Raw genomic sequence first — 15,441 nt, 5'->3', positions numbered from 1 at the left:
ACCGCGTGCCTAGAGCGTCTTCGTGACCATCAGCCAGAAGATGCCGACGAACGCGACGAACGCCATCACGCCGAGCGCGATCCATGCGGACATGAGGCGCCAGTAGCGCCTCGACAGCCCGGCGTCGGATACGGCGCAGGCTTGCGCCTCGGCGGCGAGGCGCATCTGCAGCCACACGACGGGCAGCCAGCACGCGATCGCGAAAACGTAGAGGCCGATCGACCAGGCGAGCCAGGGACTCGAAACGGGAAAGCCCGTGAGCCGCATCATCAGATAGCCGGTGAGCGGTTGAACGATGGCGGTCGGCGTCGTGAAAAGCCAGTCTGCCAGCACCACGAGCCGCGACACGCGCGCGACGGTCCGTGCATCGCGTCCGATGCTCGCGGCGAGCAGATAGAACGCGGAGCCGATTCCGGTGCCGAACAGGATCGTCGACGAGATCACATGGATCCACTTGATCGTCAGATAAGTCACGTCGAGCCCTTTCCATCAATGTTCATCAGCAGTAAGAGTGCGGCGATCATCGGCAGATTCTTCGACAGCGGGCCATACGGATGCAGCCAGAACTCCGGCAAGCGCCAGGTAATCAGCACCGAATAGACGACGATCAGCCCGATCTGCGCCCACCAGAGACGGCGTCGCGGTCCGAGCCGCGCGGGCCACGCGAAGCACAGCACGCCCAATAGCAGGTCCAGCAGCGCGGCCGAATACAGCAGGAAGAGGCGCGTGCCTTCGGGCGCGCCGACTCGCGCCAGCAAGTCGAGGCTCGCCGCTCGCGGATAAAGCCAGGCGGACACGATCGCGGTCCATATCCACACCGCACCGATCGCGCCCGCCAGCAGCGGCGCGAGCCACGCGAGCTTCGCACGCAGGCCAAGCGTGGCGCGTTTCGACGGCTCGTCGCCGAGCGATCGGGGCGGCCTGCCGAGCCATCGCTGCATGCCATCCGCCGATGCCGCGTTGCCCCGTTCCAGCATCGCGAGTGCATCGGGGCTCATCAGCGCGCCGGGCAAGCGCGCGCATAACGCGGCGGCCGTCTTGACGAGCGGCATCGGCACCGGCATGAACAAGGGCGCACCGGCGGAGCAAAGCCGATTCAGCAGACGCAAGTATTCCTTCATCGTCACGGGTCTCGGACCGACAGCCGCCACCGTCTCGCTCGCGGGGGCTGCGCTTGCGCGCGTCAACGCGCCGCGCGTCACGAGTTCGACCACATCGTCCACATGAACCGGCTGCACGACCTGCGCGCCCGACCCCGGCAGCGGCACGACCGGCAACGTCGACCACGCGGCGAAGAACTGCGTGCTGCGTCCGTCTTCGGCGAACACGAGCGAAGGCTGCACGATCAACGACGAGATGGGCAACGCGCGCAACGCGTCGTCGGCGGCTTTCTTGGAGCGGTGATAAGGCGTCTGTGCGCCCGCATCCGCGCCAAGCGCCGATATCTGCACGATGCGGCCGACTCCCGCCATCACGGCCGCCTGGAACAGCGCGATCGGCGAACGCGTATGGATGCGCGAGAAGTCGTGTCCGGTCCGGTCCTCGAAGATGCCGGCGGCATTGATGACCACATCGACGCCTTCGAGCAGCGGCATCACGCTTGCTGGGTCGAGTTCATCGCTCAAATCGAGCGCCACGAAACGGCAGCCTCTCACGGCGCCTTCGCCGCCAGGCGCATGGCGCGCGGCGCACCTCACCGCGTGTCCTTGCGCAACCAGCGCCGCCGCGATGCGCGAGCCGAGGAGCCCCGTGGCGCCTGTCAGAAAAATGACCATGACTGAAGACATCGACCCTGTGACGGATATCCTGATTCCCGGCTCCGTTGCCGGACTGTTATCGACGGCGGCCCTTGCGATCTGTGGGCGTCTGCACGGCAAACGCGCAAGCGCGCCGATCAGCGCCGTCAGCCACTGGTTATGGCCGCAAGAAGCAAACCAGACCGCGCGGCCGGAATGGCGCCATCTGCTTGCCGGTCTCGCCATTCACCAGTCGATGTCGATCGGCTGGGCCGCCTGCAATGCGCTGGCTGTCGCGGCCGCGCGCACATCGCCGAGACTGCGCGGCGGTGCCGCGCCGACTCACGGACAACGCGTCGCACTCGCCGCAGCGACGACGCTTGCCGCAGCGGCCGGCGATTATATCGTCGTCCCCAAGCGCTTCACGCCCGGCTTCGAATATCACCTGCCCGCGGCGCACATCGCCGCTGTCTATTTGGCGTTCGGCGCGGGACTGGTTGTGCCCTTTCTGTCGAAGCGCCGCTGAATGCGCAGCCTCGCTCGCTGCAATCCGCGTCGTGGACTCGACGTATCCGCTCGCGCGTGCAACCGACGCGCATCGGCGGATGGAATCGTCGACGAATGTCGGCAAGATCATTCTGTCAGCGGCTACGGCAATCAGTCAGGAGTGATCTCGCCATCCTCCTCGCCCATCCAGTAGTGAATGCGCTCGGCGCGAACCTTGATGAGTACGATCCCCGGCGTTTCGAAGCCTTCCGAGAACCACTTCTCGATGTCTTCGTTCCAGTGATCCTTCATCGCCGGTTTCTCGCGAATGAGCTCCGCGCGCCCCTCGACGGCCACGAAAAGCGGCGGCGCGCCGTCCGGGTTCGCGCTGCTCGTGAAAGTCAGCGCCACGGTCGCATCGGCCTTGATCTCCTGCACCGTATGCGTTTCTTCGAGCGTGAAGAAGTAGCTGTCGCCGTCGTATTCGACATCGCGGTTATTGCTCATCGGCCGCGCGGCGATCTTGCCGTTCAGCGAGCGCGTCGAAAGCATCGCGAAGTCGATCTCCGCCATCTTGGTTGCGAGATCGTGCAAAGTCAGTTGGCTCATGGTGCTCTCCGTGGGTTGATCGCGTATCTTCCGCAACCCGCGTGCCGGTTCGCATCGGAGAGCCGCGCCTTGCAGGTCTGCTCAGTCCGCCGAACGGTGATAGCGCGCCACGTAGCGCGCCTGGCCGATGACTTTCCCATGCATCTGATAGGCGACAAGCGCGGGACTTGAATCCGCTTTGACATCGAGGCTCGAAACGGTCAAAGCCGAAGCCGTCACGATGTATCGATGCGCTTTGCCCGGCGGCGGGCACGGTCCGCCATACGCCGAAGCACCGAAATCGGTCAGCGTCTCGATTGCACCTATCGGCAGCACTCGGGCATTGCCCGACGCGCCTTTTTCAATCGATGTTTGCGACGGCGGAATGTTTGCCACTTGCCAGTGCGTCCAGCCCAAACCGCCGGTGGGTGCATCCGGGTCGTAGATGGTGATGACGATGCTCTTCGTGCCGGCCGGAACATGCGACCACGAAATGCGCGGAGAGACGTTTTCGCCATGACAGCCGAATTGACCGTACACCTGTTCATTTTCGAACCGACCGCGATTCAGCCCATCGACCTTGACAGTGAAGGAATCTGCAACCGCAATGGCGGGTACTTTGCAAGCAAAGCCGTGCAGCACACGGCTGGCAGGAGACCGTTGAGTTCCATATCGTGTCCGTTGTATAGAACCAGTAGAAGAAGGCCGCTCACTGACTATCATTGCCAGTGACGCGGATGTCCTCGAATCCAACTCGCAATGCGCCGCGAAGTATCGATCAATAGTCCCACTGCACCGGCACGAAGCGGTAACGCTCACCGCTCTTTGCAACATGACCGATCGACGGAAACGCGACGTGCGCAGCAGCGAGCAGCGTGCCGGTGTCAGCGGCGGCGTCGAGCAGCGCAATACGCACGTCCACACAGGCTTCGGGATCATGTTCGAAGCCATTCTGCCAATCGGGGTTGTCGAAGTTGACTTCGAAAATGGCGTCGCCGACGAACGTCAGCTTCTCCCCGTTCGATGCGACATCCACGACGCAGTGCCCCGGCGTGTGGCCACCCGTCACCCGCGCCGACACGCCCTGTGCGACTTCAACTGTCTGATCGAACTGCACGATGTTCTCGCTGTAGCGTTTCGCGAACTTCGCAGCAGCCTCGCGGAGCGCCGGAGGAACCGCTTCGGGCATCACCGTCTTGCTGAAGTCCGGATTCTTCCAGAACGCGATTTCAGCGGCGGACACATGAATGCGCACGTCGGGACGCAGCTTCGCCTTGACGCCATCGACATTCAGCCCGCCGACGTGATCCATGTGCATGTGCGTAATCACGATATCGGTGATGGCAGCCAGGTCGATACCGGCCGATTCCAGGCGCATTACCGACTGACCGGCGCGCGAGAAGTATTCGAACCCATCGCCTACGCCCGAGTCGATCAGGATCAGGCGTTCGCCGCTGCGCACGAGCGCGATATTCAACGCCCAGTCGAACGTGTCCCGTTGCAGGAAACGGCCATCGAACCATTCGTTGCGATCGGCTTCGCTCACGTTCGTGGACATGGTGGAGGTCGGCAGCGGCAGCACGCCGTCGCTGATCAGCACGACATCGATATCGCCTATGCGAACTGCGTATCGGGAAGACACGAGCTCGCCCGATCCTTCTTTGCCGAGCTTGGCGATAACGGGCTGCACATTGCGGGTTGTCTGGCTCATCTTCGATAGTCCTGGAAATTTGATGGCGTGAGCGCGCGTTGCGCTTCCTTTCGCTCGCGTTCGACCGAGCGTGTGACGGATTGTAGGAAGCGGTAGCGAAGGCCAGTAGGGTCGCGAGTGCGTACACCGTGTTGCCTGAGTGGCGACAATGGACGGTCGCGCGACGGCCGTCATCCGGTGAGTCCAGACTGAACGGAAGATGCCGGAACCGGCATGTGAGGCGCTATCGAAGATGTGAGGCCGCGTCGCCGCGGCCATGTCACGCTCAGATCTTGAAGTTTTCCAGCGTCGCGGGATGAAAGAGTTCCTCGGGCTGCAGCAGCCGGCTGGACAAGCCTTCCTGATGATGCCGCTCAAGGAACCGCGACAACACGTGCCGGTTCGGCTCGAAGCCATACGACCAGAAATCGTGGCCCATGAGACGCCGCGCATTGCGCAACTGTTCTTCGACGAACGGCAGCGTCACCTTGGTCGCGGACGTATCGCTGAGTCTGGCGAGCGCCAGCGCCTTGCTCTTCTCGAAGGCCTTCGCCACCGCGCCGGGCAGCCACGGATGCTGCTCGGCGAGCGTGCGCCGCACGCCCAGCAGATGCATGATCGGGAACAGTTTCGTGCGCGTGTACCAGTCGGCGGCAGCCTTTTGCGGATCGTCGAAAAGGTATTTGACGTTCGGATGTCCGTTCGCGAAGCACGACGGCGCGCGCGGGCCGATGAGCGCATCGATCTCGCCGGATGCGAGCATGCCCGAGATCGTCTGGTTCTCCGGTGCGTTTTCGAGCCTCACGTCGCCGGGCAGCTTGAGACTGATCTTTTCGAGCCGGCCGGCTTCCTCATAGCCGCCGCGAACCCACGTGACGTCCGACGGCTTCAGACCGTGATCTTCCTCGAGAAAGAGCCGCGCCCACACGTTCGCCGTCAGCTGATATTCCGGCACGCCGATGCGCTTGCCCTTCAAGTCGGCAGGCGATTCGATGCCGCGATCGTTGCGCACATAGATCGACGTATGCCGGAACGCGCGCGACGGAAAAATCGGCACGCCGATATACGGGCTCGTGCCCGCCGCCGTCTTCACGCTATAGCTCGACAGCGACAGTTCGCAGATATCGTAGTCGGCGTGGCGAAACGCGCGAAAGAAGATCTCTTCCGGATCCTGCAGCATGAAGGTCGGATCGACGCCGTCGATCTGCACTTCGCCATCGACCAGCGGCCGCATGCGATCGTAGTTCCCCACCGCGACCGACAGATTGAGCTTGCCCATATTCAACTTTCCTTTGTGATTGACGTTTCGCCGCCGATGAGCACGTCGCGCTGTTCGGCGCTCGAACGCAGCATCGCGAGGCAGATCTCCAGCGTGCCGCGCGCCCAGACGCCATCGTGCAGCGGAGCGGTCTCGCCGTGCACGGCGGCCATGAGTTCGTCGATGACTTCCGCGCGCGGCACCTCGGGCGCATCGAGCTCGATGCGCTCGCGCCGTTCGTCTCCATACACGACGATGCTATCGGGCATCGGCCGGAGATCGCCGCGCTCGCACGACACGATCAGCGGCCCGAAGTGCTGATGCCTGCGGGTATGGGCTGTCTTGGCGGCGGGCGCATAGGCGTTGCCGCCGTACGTGCCCGCAGCCTTGAGACGCGCCTCTTCTTCGCGCGACGCCACTTTCGCGAGCTTGCGCCGCGCGGCGCCATACTCGTCGGCGTTGCGCGTCTGACCCATTTCGCCGATCCAGCCGGTCCACTCGTCGGAATCGAAATGTCCATAGCCGTTGTAGGCAAGCGTCGCGAATGCGCCGTTCTCGAACCAGAGCGTCGCGGTGTACGCGCCTTCGGTCGGACGCGCCGTATCCCAGTTGCCGACGGCGGCGCGGATGCGCGTAGCACGGCTTCCCGCAAGCATCCGCACGATATCCACCTGATGCGCCGCCTGACTGAAAACCGCGCCGCCGCCCTCTTCCGTTTTCAGTTCCTCCGGACGGCGCGGCCGGTAGAGATAGTCGGTGTAGTTGAGCGCCTGGATCATCTTCACGTCGCCGAACGCGCCCGATGCGATCAACTCGCGCGTTCGCAGATACGGCGTGTCGAAGCTATGGCAGTGACCGACGATGAGATGCACGTTCGCCTCGCGACATGCGGCGATCATGTCGTCGCACTCGGCGAGCGACAGCGCCATCGGCTTCTCGACGAGCACATGCTTGCCGTGCGCCGCCGCGATTCGCGTATGCGCCGCATGAAACTGATGCGGACTCGCGATGTAGAGCGCATCGATATCGGCGCGGCGCGCGAGCGCTTCGATGTCGTCGAAAGCGGGCGCGTCGAAATCCGCTTCGAACTGCGCGCGCGCCGTCTCGCGCGGATCGCACGCCCCGGCGAGTCGCACGCGCGCGTCGGCGAGAAACGTCGGCAGCATCAGCGAAAAGGCGCGGCCGAGGCCGACGATGCCGAGTCTGATCGTGGTCATCAGACCTGAACCTGATAGTTCGATTCGAGTTCCGGCGCTTCCTTGTCGACGGACTCCATCCAGACCGGATGCGCCGCGTATTGCTTCCAGTCGGTGTCCTTCGGCACCATCGCCTGGAACGAGCACACGCTGCGTGGAATGGCCTTCTCGCCGGTCCCGATGGCCGCCTCGCCGGACTTGAACGCCTCGAGCGCATCGAGCATGCGGCGGCGGAACTCGACCACGGCGACATCGCTCGCGCCGAGGCGCTCTTCGGTGCGATCCGCGATCGCGCCCATCGTCACCCACATGGCGATGTCCTGATTCGGGAAGCCCTTGATGCCGGTGAAGTTGCCGGCCTTCATGGCTTCGCGATCCTGCCAGAAACGGTTGTCGTGATTGCGCAGCGGCCGATAGTTCTCGTCGAGATCGATGCCGACCTGCTGCCCCAGGAACTTGCGCCACGTCTCGGTTTCCGGCGTCTTGTCCGGATGGCCCCACGCCATGAAATAGAACGCCGTGCTGTGGTCGTCGCAGGGCACGTTGATGTTCGCGACGTTGTAGAGGTTGTTCGGCGGGATCAGCGCGGTTGCCGGCGCGACGAACACGGTCGAGCGCACGTAGTCATGCGTAGCCGCGTTCTGTATCGGGCGGCGCAGCGCGGCATAGCGAAAGCCGTATTCGGTGCGATGCACCTGGAGGCGCGGCGCCTTGTCCGTCGATGGACGCAGCCAGTTCTTCGAGGTCGCTTCCGCGCCGCCCACACGCGCCGGCACGAAGTCCGACGAGTGCAGACTGGAGCTGTGCGCCGAATCGATCGCGCCTTCGAGAATCTGCGCCCAGTTGCACGGCAGGATCGCCTTGGCGATGCTCACGCGCGTGTCTTCGGTCGGCGCCCATGCCGGCGGCACGAACTCGGGAATGGCGTCCTGCGGGCCCATGTAAGCCCATACGAAGCCGCCCCACTCTTTCGTTTCATAGGCCTTGTGCTTGACCTTCTTCGTCATGTCGCTGCACGAAGGCTCCGAGACCATCTCGATCACATTGCCCTTCACGTCCATCTTCCAGCCGTGATAGAGACAGCGCAGACCGCAATCTTCGTTGCGTCCATAGACGAGCGACACCCGGCGATGCGGACAGTACTCGTCCATCACGCCGACATTGCCGTCGGTATCGCGGAAGACGACGAGATCCTCGCCGAACAGACGCGCCTTCACCGGCGCCCCGTCAGGTTCGCTGACTTCTTCGATGAGACACACCGGCGTCCAGTGACGGCGCATCAACTGACCCATCGGCGCATCGCCTTCGACGCGGCACAGCAATTCATTTTCTTCATGCGTGAGCATTTACGCTTCTCCTGACCAACCTATGCAGTGGGGAATGTTCTTCAGAGATCCAGCACCAGTTCTTCGCTCTTCGCACGCGATACGCAGATCATGATCTGATCGCGCTTCTCGTCCTCGCCGAGCACCATGTCGCGATGATCCGCTTCGCCCGCGCACAGCGTCGTGCGGCACGATCCGCAAGTGCCGCTTTCGCACGAGCTCGGCGCGCGGATGCCGTTGTCCCGCAAGATTTCGAGAATCGAGCGGTCCTTCGGAATCTCGAAAGAGCGGCCCGAGCGTTCCAGCTTCACGCTGAAAGGCGCGTTGTCGGCTGCGCGCGACTGATCCACGCCGAAGCTCTCGAAGTGCACGCTGCCGGTCGGCCAGTGCCCGGTCATGTCGCGCACGCCGTCCATCAACGCGCGCGGGCCGCAGCAATACACATGAGCGCCGCTCGCGGGCTTCTCGAACACGGGCCAGGAATCGAACGCTTGCGCGAGGTCGCCGTGGTCGTGATGAATGACCACATGCGGCTTCCATTCCGGGCCCGACAGTTCGTCGATGAAAGCGGTGGTCTCAGGGCTGCGCGAGACGTAGATGAGCTTGAAACGCGGGCCGTCGATGGCCTTCAGATAACGCATCATCGAGAGAATCGGCGTGATGCCGATGCCGCCTGCAACGAATACGAAACTGCGCGCGCGCTCGTTGAGCACGAATTCGTTGCGCGGCTCCGAGACGTCGATGCGATCGCCTTGCGCGAGGTCGTCCGCCATGCTGACCGAGCCGCCGCGACCCGCCGCGTCGCGCTTCACCGCGATCACATAGCGGTCCGTCTCGGCCGGATCGTTGCAGAGCGAATAGCTGCGATTCGCGCCGTTCGGCACGCGCACCGTCAGATGCGCGCCGGCCGTGAACGCAGGCAGCTCGCCGCCTGCGCCGTCACGCAACTCGAAACGGAAGATGCCTTCCGCCACCTGATCCTTCTTCGTCACCACGAGCGTCCTGAATGACAGTTCGTCGTTCATTGCACCGGCTCCCCTGCTTGTCGCCTCATTCGATCGAGCCTTCCCAGCGTCGATCACCATGACGTTTATATTAGATATCTAATCATTTATCGGCAAGCGGGTTTTCCCTGAAGCGCGTCACCTCGTTACAAGAAAAAACGGCGCCTTCATGACGAAGGCGCCGCCGCTGCTGCGAGAATCGATGCTTACGAATGCTTTTCCGCGTGCTCGCGCAGCGTGTTGGCCGGCACGCCGATCAGCACGGCGAGTCCGCCCAGCATGACGATGGCCGCGATCGCCGATAGCCCGATGGCCAGACTGCCCGTCATCGTCTTGATCCAGCCGAGCGCGATGGGTCCGCAGAACGCGCCGACTTGCCCCAGGCAACTGATCGCGCCGATGCCCGCGGCGGCGGCGTCATCGGAGAGATAGGCCGGCGGAATCGACCAGATAATCGCGGCCGCGCCGAAGTACGAAATGGAGATCATGCCCAGACAGACGATGGCCGCTGTCGTATTGCCGGCCAGCACGGGCAGCAGGAAGCCGCCCAGCGCGCCCACCGCCGTACACAGGAAGAAATGCCAGCGGCGTTCCAGCGTCACGTCGGAACTGCGCGCGACCGCGAACATGCCGAGCGCGCCGATGATGTACGGCAGCGCGGACAGCAAACCGACGTTCAGCACGTCCGACACGCCCGCCTGACGGATGATGGTCGGCGTCCAGTAGTTGAGGATCGTGCCGCACAAAGGCACCGTGCCCCAGCCCGCCGCGAGGATATACACGCGCGGATCCTTGAGCGCCGCCAGCAACTGATGACGCGTATGTTTGGCGGGCTTTTTCTCGGCGCGGTCGGCGGCGAGCGCATCGAGGATGATCTTCTTCTGTTCCTCGTCGAGCCAGCGAGCGTCTTGCGGGCGATCGACGAGATAGAAGAACGCGACGATGCCCATCAGCAGCGCAGGCAGGCCTTCGAGAAAGAAGAGCCACTGCCAGTTCTTGTAGCCGAGCACGTCGACGAAGTTATGCAGGATCCAGCCCGAGAGCGGCCCGCCGATGATGCCCGCCGCGGCAATCGCCAGCAGGAAGCGCGATGTGATCCGCGCGCGCCGCGCGCCCGGGTACCAGTACGTCAGATAGAGAATGATGCCGGGCCAGAACCCGGCCTCCGCCGCGCCGAGCAGGATGCGCGCGATATAAAACTGCGCCGGCGTGGTCATGAAGGCCATCGCGGTCGAGATGCCGCCCCACAGGATCATGATGCGGGAAATCGTGAGGCGTGCGCCGATCTTCTTGAGCCACAGCGTGCTCGGCACTTCCAGCAGGATATAGCCGATGAAGAACAGACTCACGCCGAGACCGTAAGCGGCGTCGGACAGACCGAGATCCTGCTTCAGATGCAGTTGCGCGAAGCTGACGTTCACGCGATCCAGATAATTGAGCACCCAGCAGACGAAGATGAACGACATCAGCCGCCAGGTGACCTTGTGATACGTGGCCTCTACGCGCGCTGCCGCCGCGTCCGATTCCGATATGAATTGCGTGACTGTGGATTTGGCCACAAAGCGTCTCCGATTCCCATGCTCATGAGGACGATGCCCTGGCGCAGAAAGATGCCTCCCGCGACCCGGACATACCTTATTTTTATTCGATATCTAATCATTATGGTAAGGAGACCGGCGCGCGCGGACAAGTTCGGGTTTGCACGGAGTTCTGCGCGCTTTGCAACGGATGCGGGCGCGACGGCTGCGCGGCTATGATGTCGGGAAGACCAACTGCATTCGGGAACGAACCGCCATGACACGAAAGAAGGCTGTGGAGGGCGCGCCCCGCGAGACCGCGGAGATGCTGCGCCATTGGCACGAATCGGTGCCCAACGATCGCCTCGCGCACCTTGTAAAGGACGCCACGCGCTCGATGGTGCGCGCATTGCAGATGCGGCTCGCCGAGCACTCGGTGTCGTTCGGGCACTGGACTTTCCTGCGCATTCTGTGGGAGAAAGACGGCCTGACGCAGCGCGAATTGAGCGAACAGGCCGGCGTGATGGCGCCGACGACCTTCGCCGCCGTCACTGCGATGGAGAAGCTGGGACTCGTCGAGCGTCAGCAGCGGCCGGACAACAAGAAGAACACGCATGTGTTCCTCACCGCCGAAGGGCGCGCATTGAAAGACCAACTGGTTCCGCTTGCCGAGGAAGTTAACGAGATCAGCGTGACGGGTTTGACTGACCGCGAAATCAAGACAGCGCGCAAGGTGCTGCTCACGATCATCGAGAATCTCGCGGATGATGAGTCGGGCTCGACCAATCCCATGCGACGCGTCTTATCGACGCGCGAACTGGGCAAGCTGATCGCCGAGCGCGGCGAGAGTTTTGAAGACGCGTGATGCGCCGTAGCGCCTCCGCGCCGATCGCGTCATGCGACCTCGAACGGATCGATTGGGCGGTCATCCATCACGATTTCCGCATCGAGTTTTGGGTGCTGATCGAGAAGCGCGCCTGGTGCGGGAATGACGTGCAACGGGCGTTTTGGACGCTTGCTAATGGCCGGTCCCTTGCCGGTCACGATGGATTCGGCGGCGTCCGAGTGTTGCCGTCATCAGCCTCCGTCAACGGCAAATCCTGTTTCGGTTCGACGGGCTTCGTATCGGGTTGCTTCGCCTTGTCGGTATCGACAACGTCAGTGCCGGGTTCGTTCTGCGGAATGGTCATCATCGGCTCCAATCGGTACGTGAATGTGAGCGCCTCGAGGCGCGCAACATCGACTGCAGCACGAAGAATGCCCAAACGGCCGGAACACCGTTTGCTGTTCTTGAGAATCAAGACAACGATGGAGCCGATCATGTGCGCCGCACGAACGGAAAACAGCAAGCCGCCTCAGAATCCGATCGATTTCGACGGGCTCACCGATCTCGGTCCGGCACAGCCCAAGAACCCGCCCCACCGCGCTAACGAAGACGCTGAATTACGCGATCCTCCAAGTCCGGCCGGCGTGCCGTCCACTGGCGCGAATGAAGGACAACGTTGACGGCCGGCTCACGGAGGCTGGTCATGGTCCATCGTCGAATGCAAACGGCGGGCGCACCTGCTCGGGTCGGCGCACGCGATGCAGGTTCAGCGCGACATCCGCGGCATCGGCACGGCCCTCACGCGCGCACCGAGGCGGATGGTGAGTCCCAGCGACGGCCAGCCAGACGCATCGCGTAGTCGATTAAACGCGAGTCAGCATCCGGCCACCGGTCGCGCTCCATGCTCAGCGCCCTGCCGTCTACGCCGCCGTTCATGTAGAAACTACGCTCGAGCGCTTCTCGCAGACGCCGAAAAAATCCTCTTGTGTCGCTTGCGAGCGACCAAGCAGAGCGCTCGCGCCATCATAGGGTTCTCTCGAAGATCGCGCCGAATCCGGATGTGTCCTTACCTGTCGGCGCGGCGCTGGCTAAAGGCGGCGCAATTTGAGCCAGCTTGTCTGCGAGCGCGGCTTCTGAAAACGGCTTCACGATATAGCCGCTCGCACCGGCGTTGATCGCGGCGAGCACGTTCTCGCGCCGCTTTTCGGCGGTCACCATCAATACCGGCAGTTCGGCTAGATCGGACTTGCGGATCTCCTGCAGGAGAGTCAGCCCGTCCATATTGGGCATGTTCCAATCAGTTATGACGAGATCGAACTGTTGCGTGCGCAACTTTTCGAGCGCTGACACTCCATCCTCTGCTTCGTCGATGGTCGTATAACCGATCGCTCTCAGCATTTTCCGGATCAGATTGCGCATGGTGGCCATGTCATCGACCACCAACAAACGCGTGTGAGCATTTACCACCCTTTCCTTCTCCTTCATTTAAAGAAGCGCTCGCAAGTATTGGCTATCGCCCCTGCAAGATGCTTCGCACTATTGATTCACTACAACGGCCGCCTTTCGAGACGACGGTGTTGAGCGAGCCCAAGGACGTCCGATCGAGACAACGCGTCGAATTCGACGCAAGCCTTCGCCGCCGACTCAGGCCAAGGCATCGGCCGCCCGCCACGCTCAGAACGTCGACCAGTCGCCGTCAGCCGCCGCCGCGACTGCAACCGGCTTCTGCCCGCTCGAAGGCTTCGGCACGCGCGGCGTCGTCCCGCTCTTTTCGGCGAGTGCGGGTCGCGGCGTCTGAGGAGCGCGATGACTGATTGGCTTGACGGCGAGCGTCTGACCGGTGCGAAACACGCCTACGGCGGCGGTCAGTTGCTTCGCCTGGTCCTCCATCGAACCTGCCGCGGCCGCCGCCTCTTCAACGAGCGCGGCGTTCTGCTGCGTCACCTCGTCCATCTGCGAGATAGCTTGATTCACTTGCTCGATGCCACGGCTTTGCTCGTTGGATGCGGAGGCGATCTCGCCCATGATGTCGGTGACTCGTTGGATCGCCGTGCCCACACGCTTCATCGTCTCGCCTGCCTGTGCGACGAGTACGGTCCCTTCTTGGACTCTTCCGCCTGACGTTTCGATGAGATCCTTGATCTCCCTGGCGGCCGTCGATGACCGCTGCGCAAGGTTGCGCACTTCGCTCGCAACGACGGCAAAGCCGCGGCCCTGCTCGCCGGCGCGTGCTGCTTCGACTGCAGCGTTGAGCGCCAGGATGTTGGTCTGGAATGCGATGCCTTCGATAATCCCGATGATTTCGGCGATCTTTTCGGAGCTCTGCTCGATGCCATCCATCGTCTGAATCACCTGACCGATGATGGCGCTTCCCTCGTTGGCGACCGCATTCGCGTTGTCCGCCAGTCCGCTCGCTTGCTGGGCGTTCTCCGAGTTTTGCTTAACCGTCGCCGTCAGTTCCTCCATGCTCGCGGCGGTTTCTTGCAGCGATGCCGCTTGCTGCTCTGTGCGACTCGAGAGGTCGGTATTGCCAGCCGCAATCTGAACAGCGCCCGATGATACGGATTCCGAACTTGTTCGGATCGTGATAACCATGTCTTGCAGACCACGGCGCATGCTTTCGACTGCCGCGAGAAGGCTGCGGTCATCACCGTCCTTCAAGGGCGTTGGCGAACCGAGGTCTCCGCCTGCAATCTCCCGAACAACGCGCGCGGCAAACTCTGGTTCTCCGCCGAGGGCTCCCGTGACGCTGCGTATGATTTTCCACGCCAACGCAGCAATGACCAAGAGCGCTACACCTATCAAGCCGGCAGTCTGAAGCGTCGTATGCAGGATGGTGGCGCTGATATCGTCGGTGAAGAATCCGGTGCCGATCCACCAGCCCCAAGGCTTGAACTCGACAATGCCGTTCATCTTGCCTGTCATGACGCCGGTCGATGGGTGGGCGGTAACCACCATCACCACGGGGATGTGCTCCTTGGCGAGCATCTCGCGATAGAACTCTGTGTCTGGCCGTCCGTCCGGCGCCTTGCCCAGCAGGATTTTGCCGATGTTCTCCTGTTTGCGATGAACGAGCGAGGTCCCATCCGGGAGGCGGGCCCAGAAGTAACTCTGATCGGAATGATTCATCCTGTTCAAAGCGGTCTTCGTTGCGGACTGCGCTTGCTCCGTAGTCATCGCACCGGCAACTTCCTGATTGTGATAATACTCAGCGAGGTGCTCGGCCATTTTCAACAGGTTGACTATCTCCGCCTGTTTCGCATCGAGCATTGCGCGTCGCTCGCTATAGACGCTGTATCCTCCGACTGCGAGCAAAGCGATAAGCGCTGTGACGGCTAACAGTGTCAGCCGAGTAGAAACTTTCATTGCAGATTCCGTGTGCATGGTTGTGGTCGCGGCAATTCGCGGCGTCCTCCCTGCTAACGGCACTAACCGCAAGCACTTGAGTCGAGGATCGCGGCGGACATCCGGTTTTCGTCTGGCCGACCGCGGGACGCGCTGCGGACACGCTGCCGCGGTACGCGAGCGTTCCCCCGTCGGACGTGTTCAAAGTTCGACTTGACCCCTTTCAAGCCAAACTACGTCTGGTCGGCCGGTATCGTGATGCCCAACCCCCGCTTGCGAACGCGTGGGCGGCACACCGAATGCTTCGAGTCTTTCCGCCGCGACGCCGTCGTCGCGGGGCCGCGTCAGACGGGTTCGGCGCTCGGTCAGTCAGCCTTGCGAACGCGCGAGTCGTCCGGGCCGTGCTTCGTCGGCTGCCAATGAAGGCGGCACGCAAAGGAAAAGCGTTGCCGTTTTTCGGCCGGTGATTC

14 protein-coding genes and 2 pseudogenes are annotated in these 15,441 nt (G+C 62.7%); 4 read left to right on the top strand and 12 right to left on the bottom strand.

Annotation, left to right across the window (positions count from 1 at the left end):
- Positions 1-9: 9 nt before the first annotated feature.
- Positions 10-474, bottom strand: coding sequence for a DUF2269 family protein (locus NCS03_RS30645; RefSeq protein WP_175982122.1), 465 nt, complete (start codon positions 472-474; stop codon positions 10-12).
- A complete protein-coding gene (locus tag NCS03_RS30640) occupies positions 471-1,775 on the bottom strand; it encodes an SDR family oxidoreductase (RefSeq protein ID WP_250442243.1) in 1,305 nt (434 codons plus the stop codon). The genes NCS03_RS30645 and NCS03_RS30640 overlap by 4 nt, the downstream gene beginning before the upstream one ends.
- On the opposite strand from NCS03_RS30640, the gene NCS03_RS30635 reads away from it, so the two are divergent.
- Both NCS03_RS30635 and NCS03_RS30630 read left to right on the top strand, forming a co-directional pair.
- The gene (locus tag NCS03_RS30635; protein WP_175982124.1) at positions 1,774-2,262 is read left to right on the top strand and encodes a hypothetical protein; all 489 of its coding nucleotides are present in this window, start codon (positions 1,774-1,776) and stop codon (positions 2,260-2,262) included. The genes NCS03_RS30640 and NCS03_RS30635 overlap by 2 nt on opposite strands.
- Before the next feature lie 28 nt (positions 2,263-2,290).
- A pseudogene (locus NCS03_RS30630) lies at positions 2,291-2,407 on the top strand (zinc-binding dehydrogenase); the annotation flags it as partial.
- Here NCS03_RS30630 and NCS03_RS30625 read toward each other — a convergent pair.
- From NCS03_RS30625 to NCS03_RS30590, 8 genes and pseudogenes are all read right to left on the bottom strand, one after another.
- The gene (locus NCS03_RS30625; protein WP_175982125.1) at positions 2,394-2,831 is read right to left on the bottom strand and encodes a pyridoxamine 5'-phosphate oxidase family protein; all 438 of its coding nucleotides are present in this window, start codon (positions 2,829-2,831) and stop codon (positions 2,394-2,396) included. The pseudogene NCS03_RS30630 and the gene NCS03_RS30625 overlap by 14 nt on opposite strands.
- Positions 2,832-2,912: 81 nt before the next feature.
- Positions 2,913-3,481 (bottom strand): annotated as a pseudogene (locus NCS03_RS30620) (YbhB/YbcL family Raf kinase inhibitor-like protein).
- A 107-nt stretch (positions 3,482-3,588) separates the two neighbouring features.
- On the bottom strand, positions 3,589-4,521 hold the full coding sequence (locus tag NCS03_RS30615) for an MBL fold metallo-hydrolase (RefSeq protein WP_250504513.1): 933 nt from the start codon (positions 4,519-4,521) through the stop codon (positions 3,589-3,591).
- Between the two features lie 265 nt (positions 4,522-4,786).
- Entirely contained in the window at positions 4,787-5,779 is a 993-nt protein-coding gene (locus NCS03_RS30610; protein WP_008343726.1) for an ABC transporter substrate-binding protein, read from the bottom strand.
- 2 nt (positions 5,780-5,781) lie between these two features.
- Entirely contained in the window at positions 5,782-6,975 is a 1,194-nt protein-coding gene (locus NCS03_RS30605) for a Gfo/Idh/MocA family protein (RefSeq protein WP_250530469.1), read from the bottom strand.
- Complete coding sequence (locus NCS03_RS30600; protein ID WP_008345581.1) at positions 6,975-8,300, bottom strand: Rieske 2Fe-2S domain-containing protein; 1,326 nt, start codon at positions 8,298-8,300, stop codon at positions 6,975-6,977. The genes NCS03_RS30605 and NCS03_RS30600 overlap by 1 nt, the downstream gene beginning before the upstream one ends.
- A gap of 41 nt (positions 8,301-8,341) precedes the next feature.
- Complete coding sequence (locus tag NCS03_RS30595; protein WP_250530468.1) at positions 8,342-9,304, bottom strand: PDR/VanB family oxidoreductase; 963 nt, start codon at positions 9,302-9,304, stop codon at positions 8,342-8,344.
- A 185-nt stretch (positions 9,305-9,489) separates the two neighbouring features.
- Complete coding sequence (locus tag NCS03_RS30590) at positions 9,490-10,842, bottom strand: MFS transporter (protein WP_008345585.1); 1,353 nt, start codon at positions 10,840-10,842, stop codon at positions 9,490-9,492.
- A 235-nt stretch (positions 10,843-11,077) separates the two neighbouring features.
- Here NCS03_RS30590 and NCS03_RS30585 point away from each other — a divergent pair, with 235 nt between their 5' ends.
- Positions 11,078-11,665, top strand: coding sequence for a MarR family winged helix-turn-helix transcriptional regulator (locus NCS03_RS30585; protein ID WP_033535651.1), 588 nt, complete (start codon positions 11,078-11,080; stop codon positions 11,663-11,665).
- A complete protein-coding gene (locus NCS03_RS30580) occupies positions 11,665-12,306 on the top strand; it encodes a hypothetical protein (RefSeq protein WP_250530466.1) in 642 nt (213 codons plus the stop codon). Before NCS03_RS30585 ends, NCS03_RS30580 begins: the two co-directional genes overlap by 1 nt.
- Positions 12,307-12,649: 343 nt before the next feature.
- Here the strand turns inward: NCS03_RS30580 and NCS03_RS30575 are convergent, their stop codons facing one another.
- Together NCS03_RS30575 and NCS03_RS30570 are read right to left on the bottom strand one after the other, a co-directional pair.
- Positions 12,650-13,093, bottom strand: coding sequence for a response regulator (locus NCS03_RS30575; RefSeq protein ID WP_144403563.1), 444 nt, complete (start codon positions 13,091-13,093; stop codon positions 12,650-12,652).
- Between the two features lie 207 nt (positions 13,094-13,300).
- The gene (locus NCS03_RS30570; protein WP_175982130.1) at positions 13,301-14,992 is read right to left on the bottom strand and encodes a methyl-accepting chemotaxis protein; all 1,692 of its coding nucleotides are present in this window, start codon (positions 14,990-14,992) and stop codon (positions 13,301-13,303) included.
- Between the last annotated feature and the right edge of the window lie 449 nt (positions 14,993-15,441).

The organism is Caballeronia sp. ATUFL_F1_KS4A (assembly GCF_023630905.1).
In the GTDB taxonomy this organism is placed as follows: domain Bacteria; phylum Pseudomonadota; class Gammaproteobacteria; order Burkholderiales; family Burkholderiaceae; genus Caballeronia; species Caballeronia zhejiangensis.
The sequence above is the reverse complement of the archived record's forward strand: the minus strand, read 5'-3'. Positions and strand labels throughout refer to the sequence as shown.

Coding starts and splice junctions, on each gene's coding strand:
- NCS03_RS30635 (WP_175982124.1), top strand. CDS start 1,774: ATGACTGAAGACATCGACCCTGTGACGGATATCCTGATTCCCGGCTCC.
- NCS03_RS30570 (WP_175982130.1), bottom strand. CDS start 14,992: ATGAAAGTTTCTACTCGGCTGACACTGTTAGCCGTCACAGCGCTTATC.
- NCS03_RS30600 (WP_008345581.1), bottom strand. CDS start 8,300: ATGCTCACGCATGAAGAAAATGAATTGCTGTGCCGCGTCGAAGGCGAT.
- NCS03_RS30610 (WP_008343726.1), bottom strand. CDS start 5,779: ATGGGCAAGCTCAATCTGTCGGTCGCGGTGGGGAACTACGATCGCATG.
- NCS03_RS30605 (WP_250530469.1), bottom strand. CDS start 6,975: ATGACCACGATCAGACTCGGCATCGTCGGCCTCGGCCGCGCCTTTTCG.
- NCS03_RS30615 (WP_250504513.1), bottom strand. CDS start 4,521: ATGAGCCAGACAACCCGCAATGTGCAGCCCGTTATCGCCAAGCTCGGC.
- NCS03_RS30585 (WP_033535651.1), top strand. CDS start 11,078: ATGACACGAAAGAAGGCTGTGGAGGGCGCGCCCCGCGAGACCGCGGAG.
- NCS03_RS30640 (WP_250442243.1), bottom strand. CDS start 1,775: ATGGTCATTTTTCTGACAGGCGCCACGGGGCTCCTCGGCTCGCGCATC.
- NCS03_RS30595 (WP_250530468.1), bottom strand. CDS start 9,304: ATGAACGACGAACTGTCATTCAGGACGCTCGTGGTGACGAAGAAGGAT.
- NCS03_RS30580 (WP_250530466.1), top strand. CDS start 11,665: ATGCGCCGTAGCGCCTCCGCGCCGATCGCGTCATGCGACCTCGAACGG.
- NCS03_RS30625 (WP_175982125.1), bottom strand. CDS start 2,831: ATGAGCCAACTGACTTTGCACGATCTCGCAACCAAGATGGCGGAGATC.